This is a genomic window from Spirosoma endophyticum, assembly GCF_900112365.1.
GTDB lineage: Bacteria > Bacteroidota > Bacteroidia > Cytophagales > Spirosomataceae > Spirosoma > Spirosoma endophyticum.
Genome location: NZ_FOLQ01000054.1, coordinates 1 through 10,898 on the forward strand (window position 1 = coordinate 1; position 10,898 = coordinate 10,898).

Sequence of the window (10,898 nt, forward strand, 5' to 3'; positions counted from 1 at the left end):
GGGCGTTTTATGACATACTGCTTCCCTAGATTACTTGTAACAGCCCCGGCCTTCTGTTGTCTTACAATTGTATTAAAAGCAACCTTTTCCTTCTATTTCGTTCTTACACTGAATCCTCAAATAGAATAACTGATGAAGCTCCGTAAATGGCTCTTTGCTACCATTCAATTAATTGGAATCATAGGTGGAACTTGTTGTTGGGGGCAATCGCGAACCGAGAATCCAATCTGGAAACCTTGTCCACTTATACACACTACCGATTCAATGGACTTGCTACTTTATACTGGACACAATAGGTTAACCACTAGCTTTTGTTAGCCATATAGTTCTTAGCTAATTGTGTCTAGTAAAATGTAGCAAGTCCAGGCGACTAAGGCGGTGGCCCTCGCACGGTTTTGGGTTAACTACCTCCATGATCAAGTCTCAGTCGGCTAATACATCCGCTCCTCCATGTAACCTATTAATAAAAAAGGGGCTGAAGACCCTGATGTTAGGCTTTCCCCGCCCCGGATGGGCCGTAGCTCGAAGGGGGCTTGCCAAATAACTCCCGGAAACACTGCCCAAAATAAGACGGGTTATCGAAGCCCACTGCATAGGCCGCCTGCGTTACCAACAGGCCCTGTTCCAGCAGGGGAACGGCCCGTTGCAGCCGGTAGATACGCATAAATTCCGTGGTTGATAGGCCCGTAAGCCCCTTTAGTTTTCGATGCAGCTGCATGCGGCTCAGGTTGGCTTCGGCCGCTAAGGCATCCACCCCAAACGATGGTTGATCCAGGTGTCGATCCAGCGCCTGGTGCAGTTTTTCCAGGAACGGATGAGCGGCGGCTGGGCCCGTTACTGCCGCGGTGGGTGAGGCCAGCTCCACCCGAAGCCGTTCCCGTTGCCGACGCTGCGTGGTGAGCAGGTTCGCTACCCGCATGAGCAGTTCGGGTAAATGAAAGGGCTTGGTCAGGTACTCGTCAGCGCCCCCGTGCAAACCCTGCATCCGGCTTTCCTGCGTTACTTTGGCGGTCAGCAACAAAATCGGAATGTGATCGGTTAGCGCATCTGTTTTAAGTCGCTGGCAGAGGGCGTAGCCATCCAGGCGGGGCATCATCACATCACTAATAATCAAGTCGGGCATCAGCCGCCCGGCCTGTTCCAGCCCATCCTGCCCGTCAGTGGCCCGGTGAACCCGGTAGCTGGGGGGCAAACTCTGGGTGATGAACTGGGCCATATCGTCATTGTCCTCCACCAGCAACAGGGTAGCGGTTTCCGCCTTGTTGAGCGCCGTCGACCCGCTTTCCGCCGGTGTTTCTGCCCGCGTCGGTGCCGCCGGTTGGCTAGCCAGCGCCACCTGGTAGGGCAACTCAACCCAGAAGGTTGTTCCCCGTCCTGGCTGGCTCTCGACCCGGATCTGTCCGGCCTGTAATTCAACCAGTTCTTTGACCAGCGCCAGACCAATACCCGTTCCGGCTGGCGGCTGATGGGCCAGGTCGTTTACCTGGTAGAAGCGATTGAACAGGTGAGGCAGTTGGGCGGTGGTGATCCCAATACCCGTGTCGGCCACCCGCAGGGAAAGGCCAACGTGCGCCTCCGTTCGTAGCGTGACAGTGACGGTGCCCGGATGGGCGGGTGTACCGGGGGTGAACTTGAGCGCATTGGCCACCAGATTCATCACGATACGTTCCAGCTTAGGGGCATCATACCAATACGCATCAAGGCCTTCGGACTGGTAGAGCAACTGGACATGGCTGGCCTTGGCCGCTTCCGTGAACGGCTGGATCATATGACCAACCTGCTCGTCAGGTCGGCCCAGCACCGGTGTTACGCGCATGAGGTTGGCATCCAGCCGGGCCAGGTCCATCAACTGATTGATCAGACCCAGCAGCAGCTGGGCGTTCCGCTCGATCAGCGACAGCCGCCCCCCGTACCGGCTCTGCCCCAGTTCACTCAATAAGGCCTCGACGGGGGAAAGAATCAACGTTAACGGCGTGCGAAACTCATGGGTGATGTTGGCAAAAAAACGGGTTTTCATCTCATCCACGAGCCGGAGTTGGTCCGCTTCCCGCTGCTGGGCCAGGTGAAGCTGCGCCCGGCGTTCGCGCTGGGTGCGATACCGGACATAAACCCGCAGTAGACCGATACCGCCTAAACTATACAGCAGGTACGCCAGATGGGTGCGCCACCAGGGTGGTTTGACGGTAATGGACAGCGTATGGAGGTGGCGACTCCACTGACCGGTGGTGTTGGTGGCATTGACCCGCAGGAGGTAGTGACCCGGCGGTAGTTGGGTATAGGTCGCCAGGGGTACGGTGCCCGCCTTAACCCAGCTCTCCTCATACCCCACTAGCTGGTAGCGGTACTGAAGTTTAGCCGGCTGATTGAACTGCAAACCGGCAAAACTCAGCCCAACGGTATTTTGCCCGTAAGGGACCACCAGCGCCTCCAGGCCGTTGATGGGCGCGGGCAGTAGTCCCTTCCCAGGGGTCACGGGTACTGACTGGTTGTTAATTCTTAATTCGGTCAGGGCAACCGGTGGCTGAAAATGGTCGTTTTGGATCGACCGGGGCTCAACGATAGTCCAGCCTTCGGGGCCGCCAAAGGCCAGCCGGCCATCGGGCAGCCGCAGGTGATGAAATCGGTTGAACTCATCACCGGGCAAGCCATCAGCGGTGTTCAGGGTACGGACCTGATGGGTGCGTGGATGAAAGCGACAAAGCCCCTTGTTGGTGGAGAGCCACAAATACCCGCTATCGTCCGAAACGACGGAGTAAATCGTGTTGTCAGGAAGGCCACTGGCCGTTGTAAAAACCCGGCTCCGTAGCGTCGTTTTGTCGAAACAGATGAGCCCTTCGTAACTGCCAATCCACAACAGCGTAGCCCGTGTTGGGTCGGGCTGCAGGCCCAGCAACTGATTCGAAGGAAAATTAGCGGTTGAGGTCGTCTTGGCAATCACCTGCGTACGCTGGGTAGTCCGGTCAATCCGAATGAGCCCGTGCTCATGGGTGGCCAGCCAAACCGTGTGCTCATCGACCAGCAAATCACCGATGAATACCTTATAGCCAATTGACTTTCGAAGCTGATTCGCCCTCATCCAGGGTATCCATTGCTGGTGGCGTCTATCGAAGGTAGCTACGTACCCATCGGTATCGACAATCCACAAGGTCTCCGCCCGATCGAAGCGCAACCCGCCCACGCCCCATTGGTTTCCGGCCGATGCGGGGTAGGTAGGAATAATGGGTAGCAGGTTAATTTTATGCCGGGTCGAATCATAATAGCCAACTCGGTAGCGTAGCCCTATCCAGCACCGGTTGTGGGTATCATAGGTAGAGCGCAGCGAATAGCTGGCGAGTCGACTACTACCCTCGGTGGTGGGCCAGCCGAAGGTTCGGGCTAGGGAGAGGCCAAATACCTGCTGACAAAGATCCTGGTGGAAACCGGCTTGATTGGCATGGGACTCAACGAACGGGCCTGACCCATCTAGCTGGTGTATACCCGCCGCATTGGTACCTACCCAGATTAATCCCGACCGGTCAACCAGCAGGGATTCAACCCCCGAGGCAACGGTAATTTCGCCCAGCAACACCAGCCCCCCGGCGGGGGTGTAGCGATAAACGCGACTCCCGGTCGTTAGATAGTCCTGACCGTCGGGACCGGTAGCGAACCAACCCGGACCAGTTTGCCCAGGTACGGCTGCCTGGCGAAACTGGTCGGTGAGGGGGTCAAACAACATGACCCGACCGTGATAGAACCACATCAGCTCCCCGTTCGCTCGTTCATGCAGCAGTTGGGTACCTCCGGCCTGGGCGGGCAGGTGAGCGACCTCAATCGACACCGGCAGCCGTACCGACTTAACCTGACCCGTAGCCGGATTGAGCTGACTCAGGGCCTGTCGGCTCAGCAGCCAGATCCGGTTAGGCCGCTGGCTGGCTAGTACGCCCCGAACGGTGTCATTGGGCAGACCATGGCTTTGGGGCGTATAATGGCGCAACGTTTGATGCGCCCAGTCGTAACACCAGACGCCCCCAATGAGCCGGGTTCCCCACAGATTACCCGTGGCATCCACGCTCCAGCCCCGGCGGGCAAAGTGCACCGGATGCCGGGCAAACAGGCGGCGCTGACTGATTCGTTCGATTCGTTGGGTACGGGGTGTTAGGCAGTCGATTTCCCCCGATTCATGCTCGATCCAGATGCGTTGGTGCATATCCTTGGCCAGGCTACTAATCACGTCGGACGATAAGGTGGTGGTATCGCCCTGCTGGTAATGGAGGGCGGTAAACTGGCGTCCGTCGTAGCGCGCCAGCCCGTTGCGTGTGCCTACCCAGATAAACCCATCGGCATCCTGAACCAGCCCCGAGACAAAGGATTGCGGCAGGCCATCTTTAGTGGTAAGCACCCGAATGGGTTGGCGAACGGACTGGGCTTGCAGGCCGGTCATTGGTGCGCCAATGCCCAAAAACAGGCACAGTCCTATTACTAACTGGCTAATCCAGGGGGTATTCCCATTCATTCGATTAAAAGGGGTGCTGACAAGCGCTCCCTAGGTAGTCACCCTTCAGCTAAATAGGCGAAGTAAACAAGTAAATATACGGTGAAATTGGCTGGTCAGGATGGGTAAGGCGGCAAAAAAAGTGTTACCGTGATTACCTCGCTATGGGGGTAAGCGACCCGTACTGGCTGAGCCTATATTTATCGTTTATGTTGTTTTATGACAACTGCGTAGGCGATTGATGACGTCCTTATTTAGTGAAGACGTTGCCTTAGCCTGAACGTACTCCCAGCTAAAAACAGGTTGAGCGAACCAGCGAGTAAACGGTCATTCTGGCTAATAAGGCATTGGTTGTGTTACGCTGATAAGGTAGCACGTGGAAAATAGCCCAGAACAATTTAACTCAGCTAAAACTCAATATGCCTTGAGCAATCGAACTCATGATGTAGATTATAACGGGTTCTTTTAGTGACTGAACAAGGATAAAAAACCATCATTTTTTGTGGTTTAGGCCCCACATGTAATCTCAGTTATAGTCCATGAAGGGGTAGGCTATAGCTTTTTTCCCAGGAAGGTCCTGCCACCATCCGGCTCGCTACTAGTAAAAATGTTACAATGGTGAGAGGATGTGTTACAATGGTGAGAACTTAAGCATCAGGCTTTTGCCACCTTTGCGCCTAGTCAACTCAATCTACAGGTATCTTATGAAAATATTAGTTTACCTAGTCAGCCAGGGGCTTAAAAGCTTACTGGTACTTAGCTTACTCGGGGCCCTGGGCCTACCAGCCAGCGCCCAAACCATTCGCTATGTCTCCACGACGGGTACCAACACCGATCCCGCCACGGCCACCAGTTGGGCGGCCTCCACTACGGCCCTGCAGGGGGCTATCGACGCCAGTAATCCCGGCGACCAGGTCTGGATCGCCGGGGGGACCTATAAACAGGTCATTCGCATTGACCTGAATGACCCCTTATTTATAGAAAAATTAGCCACCCTCATCGCGGGGGAGAATGGGTTTAGAATGAAAAGTGGGGTGGCTATCTACGGGGGCTTTACGGGTCAGGAATCCAGCCTACCCGAGCGTCCGACCAGCAGCCCCTCGTCCACCACCCTCTCGGGGGATATCATTATTTCTGGCAATGATGGTGGTGCCTATAAAAGTAAGCATGTCATCTACAATGTCGGTGTTGACAATACGGCGTTGCTGGATGGGGTGGTCATCACCGGGGCAGGCGGGGGCGTAGCGGGCTTCCTGGCGGTAGGGTATGGCGGGGGCATCTACAACCTGGGTAGCAGTCCCAGTTTTGTGAATTGTCTGATCCAGGGGAATGGGGGGTTAATGGGGGGCGGTGTCTGTAACCAGGCCGGGAACCCTCGTTTTACCAACTGTACCATCCGGGATAACGCTATTTTGGGTCAAATAGCTACCGCAAGTTTTGGGGGCGGGATGGCCAATATTCAGAGCAATCCGGTGCTTATTAATTGCCGCATCCTCGACAATGCCCCGGTGGTGAGCGTAAATGGCACGCCCACGGCGATTTTAGCGGGCGGAGGCCTCTACAACGACCGAAGCAGTCCGCTGCTGAACAACTGTCAGCTTAGTAGCAACACGGCTAATCGCGGGGCCGGCATGTACAGCGACAACAACAGCAGTCCGCGGTTACTCAACTGTCTGATCAGCGGCAATACGGCGGGCGGGTTGGGGGGCGGGTTGTTTAACAGCAATAGTAGCCTGACGATGACCAACTGCACCATCACGGCCAATACGGTGACCCAAATTGGCAATGCTCAACCCTTAAACGGAGCGGCCATTATTCACAATTCCGCCTCCTTGCTCCAACTGACCAACTGCATTGTGTTTGATAATGGCTCTCCTAGTGATGCCATCCGGTCCGAACCCGCCGTGACGCAGGCTAACTACTGTCTCTTCCAGGAAGGAACCAGCATCTCGCCCTTTTTCGTTGTCGCTCCCCCCGGTACGGGCAATGTGACGACGGCAGCATCCCCCTTTGTGGGTGGCACCGACTTCGGTCTGAAAGCCTGTAGCCCCGCCATCGACGCGGGTGACCCGGCTTCCTCCACCGCTACCAGTGGTCCGACCGATCTGGCGGGTAATCCCCGAATCCTGGCCACCACCATCGATATCGGCGCTTATGAGTTTGGGGGGTCAGGCAGCACGGGTGGTTTCCCCCTTCGTATTCTCCAGCAACCCCAGCCTGGTGGTGCCGTCACGGCGGGCACGTCGGTAACAGCGATGGTGAGGGTGAGCGGCAGTAACCCCACCTACCAGTGGTACAAAAACGATCTCAATACCCCCCTGACGGGGCAGACCTCAGCTACCCTGACGCTGACCAATGTGCAGCTAACCGATGAGGGTTCTTATTTTGTGGTGGTGACGGGGAGTTGCAACGCGCTTACCTCGAGCCGTTTCGATGTGTTTTTCTCGCTTCCCGTCCGCTACGTGAAAGTGGGTGGCACGGGCAACGGTTCGTCCTGGGCTACGGCCGCGGGCGACTTGCAGGCTGTCATCAACGCCAAGGGCACCCAGCAGGTCTATGTGGCCGGGGGGCGCTATACCAGCTCGGCCAGCAGTGGTTCGTTTACGATGAAAAGCGGGGTGGCCATCTTTGGTGGGTTTAACCCAGATACCCCCGAGAACAGTCCGGCGAACCGGGCTTCGGTTAACCCCCTCACCGGCCCGCCCTCCTCCTCCACCCTGACCATTGCCGGTAGTACGACGACGAACGTTATGTCGAACACGGGGGTGACGGCTACAGCCGTACTGGATGGCTTTGTCATTACGGGCGGCAACGCGACTAGTCTCCCCCCTGATAATTCGATCAATGTCATCGGAAAATCCAATAACTCGGGCGGGGGCATCTTCAATCTCAACAGCAGCCCCAGTCTGGTGAACTGTCTCATTACAGGGAACACGGCGCTGCTTGGGGGCGGCATTCACAACGCGAGTAGTAGTCCCAGCCTGAGCAACTGTGTGCTCAGCGGCAACAGCACTTCCATTGGGGGCGGGGGCATGAGTAATTATGACAGCAGCAATCCCCGGCTGAGTAACTGTGTCATCAGTGGCAACAGCTCAGGGCAAGGCGGGGGCCTGGTCAACAGCAGTAGCCGTCCTGTGCTGATCAACTGTCTCATCCGTGAAAACAGCGGTACCTATAACGGGGGAGGCATCCTTAACGGGGACAGTAATCCGCACCTAATCAACTGCACCTTGACAAGAAACCAGTCACCTACGGGAGCTGCCCTGAGTAACCTCGGGGGTAGCCAGCCGGTCCTGACCAACTGTATCCTGTGGGACAACCAGGAAGGGGCGGGCACGGCCATCGACAACGACGGCAGCAGCTCCGTGGCAGCCAATTACTGTTTGATCGGTGCCGGAGAAACGGATTACGTGGACGCTGGCCACACGACGCGGGTACTCAACGCGACTCCTTTTCAAAGCCCCACTAATGACCAGCTTACTGGCTGCTCCCTCGCTATCAATGCGGGCAACACCCCCGCCTACCAAAGCGCCCAGGGGTCCGCTACCGATTTGGCGGGCCATGCCCGGATTTATGACACGGCCATCGACATTGGCGCCTTTGAGTTTCAGGGTGGCCCTCAGGTGCCCCTGGCCCTAACCGCCCAGCCCGTCAGTGGCAGCACCGTGACGGTAGGCACTCCGGTGACGGCCATGGTGAGCATGAGCGGCAGCAATCCTACTTACCAGTGGTACAAAAACGACCTCACTAGTCCCGTTCCAGGCCAGACCACGGCTACCCTAAGTCTGACCAGTGTACAATTGAGTGATGCGGGGTCCTACTCGGTCGTCGTCATTGGAAGCTGCAACAGTCTGACCAGTACGGCCTTCAAGCTGAATCTGATTCAACCCGTCCGCTACGTGAAAGTGGGTGGCACGGGCAATGGCACCTCCTGGGCCACGGCCGCGGGCGACTTACAGGGGCAGATCAACGCTTCGGGTGTAACCCAGGTTTGGGTAGCGGCTGGCACGTACACGCCTGGAACTAACCGCACCGCCAGCTTCAGGCTAAAGAACGGGGTAAGCGTCCTGGGCGGCTTTCCCGCCACCGGCTCCCCCACGCTCACGGATCGCCAACCGGCCAGCTACCCCACCATCCTGTCAGGTGAGATTGGTGACCCAGGCGATCTAACCGACAACGCGTATCAGGTCATCCGTAACCAGGACCTCGACAACACGGCCGTGCTGGATGGGTTTATCATCACCAGCGGCTACGCCAACGGCAGCAGTGGTACGGATAACCTGGGGGGGGGCATGTATAACAGCAATAGTAGTCCCCGGCTATTGAATTGCATCCTGCGGCTGAACACGGCCCTGGGTAACGGGGGGGGGATGTACAACAATAACAGCAGCCCCACCCTGATCAACTGCAGCGTGCAGGCCAACAACGCCGTTGACAATGGGGGTGGCCTCTACAATGTGAACTTCAGCAGTCCTCAACTCATCAACTGCCTGCTGTGGGGCAACACGGCCAGCCTGGGCAAAGCCATCGACAACCGGAACTTCAGCCGGCCGAGTTTGACCAACTGCATTGAATGGAACAACGATGGCAATAGCACCTTCTTAAACGAAGATGGCAGCAGTAGTCTAACCGCCTCGTTTTGTTTGATCGAGCCCGAGGCCACTAACTACAACGGGTCCAACACTCTAACGAGTGATCCTACGTTTGTCGACGCGGCGGGGGGTAATTTCCGGCTCATGGCGGGCTCACCGGCCATCAACGCGGGCAACACCAGCGCCTATACGGACGTTAACGGCGGCATGCCGCCCAGCCCCGCTACCGATCTGGCGGGTAATCGTCGTCTTTCGGGGGGCGTCATTGATCTGGGGCCTTATGAGTATCAGGCCCTGCCCACCCAGCCCATCCGCTACGTTCGCCAGAACGGGACGGGGGATGGCACCTCCTGGGCCAATGCCGCGGGCGATTTGCAGGGTCAGATCAATCTGCAGGGCGTGGAGCAGGTCTGGGTAGCCCAGGGCAGCTACACCCCCGGAGCCGACCGGAGCCTCCATTTCAGTCTGAAGAACGGGGTGAGCATTCTGGGGGGCTTTCCTGCTGCTGGTACGCCCGCGCTGACCGATCGTAACCCGGCCAGTTACCCCACGGTTCTGTCGGGGGAGATTGGCCAGCCCGGTGATCAGACCGACAACAGCTATCAGGTTCTTGTCAACACCAACAGCGAGCTGAACGGCACGGCCATCCTGGATGGGGTTCTCATTACGGGCGGCTACGGCTATGCGAATGGGGGTGGGGTTCGCATCGAGAATGGCAGCCCCCGACTGGTCAACTGCCTTATTACGGGCAACAGTGCCTACCAGGGAGGCGGCCTCTACACCGCTTACAGCAGCCTGACGCTGGTCAATTGTACCATCAGCGGGAACACGGCCGACTACGGCGGAGGCCTCTACACCAGCCGGGGCACGGTCGTAATGATCAATGGGCTCATCAGTAGCAACACGGCGACGGTCGACGGGGGCGGTCTTTTCACCAACAACAATGGGGACATCAGCCTGCTCAATTGCAGTCTGAGTGGTAACACGGCGGTCCGGGGCGGGGCGTTGCTCAACCAGACCAGCAACCCCAGCCTGGTTAACAGTATTGTCTTCAGCAATGGGGGGGGCAATACGTTCGCGACCAGCATCAACAGCAATAACTTCATCATCCGTACCAGCTACAGCCTGATCGAAACAGGATCAACGGGCTATACGTCGGGACCCGGTAATCTGACGGCCAGTAGTTCACCCTTCGTCAGCCCGACCAGTTTTCAGCTCAAGGCGGGTTCTGTGGCCATTAACGCGGGCAGCACGGCGGCCTACACCACGGCGGGTGGCCCCGCAACGGATCTGGCGGGTAAGGGGCGGATTCAGAACGGGACGATTGACATGGGGGCGTATGAGTCTAGCCTTCCTCCCGATCTAACCCCCCTGTTATACGTAACCCCCTCGCTGGCCTACAGTACCACGGCGGGTAGTGTAGTGCTTGACGTGTTTGAGATCAACTCCGCTCCAACTACTGGCCCCATTACGGTGTACATCGCCAAGTCATCGTTGCTGAACTTAAGTTTTGATCCGGGGGCGACCAGCCTGGCGGGCAAGCCGGTACACAACAGTTTGTGGAGCTTTGATGCCACCTCCAACAGTGATGCCTACATCCTGACCACGACCCAGGCCATGGGGGCGGGCGGTAAACGCTCCCTTGGGCTGAGCAGCACCCTGACACCGGGACAAACTAGGGGCCGGGTGAGCGTGACGGCGACGCTGGTGGGGGGCAGTGGTGGGGAGGCTACCCTGACTAACAACACCGATGCGGATCAGGTGGAGTACTTCAACAAGTAAGCGAAAACAGTAACGTGACTTACAGCCACTTCCCATTGGGGAGTGGCTGTTTT

At 57.2% G+C, this 10,898-nt stretch carries 2 protein-coding genes; one reads left to right on the forward strand and one right to left on the reverse strand.

The window, feature by feature from the left end:
* Positions 1-490 precede the first annotated feature (490 nt).
* Positions 491-4,492: a hybrid sensor histidine kinase/response regulator gene (locus BM202_RS35820; protein ID WP_093835307.1), complete on the reverse strand. Its 4,002-nt coding sequence runs from the start codon at positions 4,490-4,492 to the stop codon at positions 491-493.
* 683 nt (positions 4,493-5,175) lie between these two features.
* Between BM202_RS35820 and BM202_RS35825 the strand changes: the two genes are divergently transcribed.
* Positions 5,176-10,845, forward strand: a complete 5,670-nt coding sequence (locus BM202_RS35825) for a choice-of-anchor Q domain-containing protein (protein ID WP_093835310.1) — start codon at positions 5,176-5,178, stop codon at positions 10,843-10,845.
* The last annotated feature ends 53 nt before the right edge of the window (positions 10,846-10,898 follow it).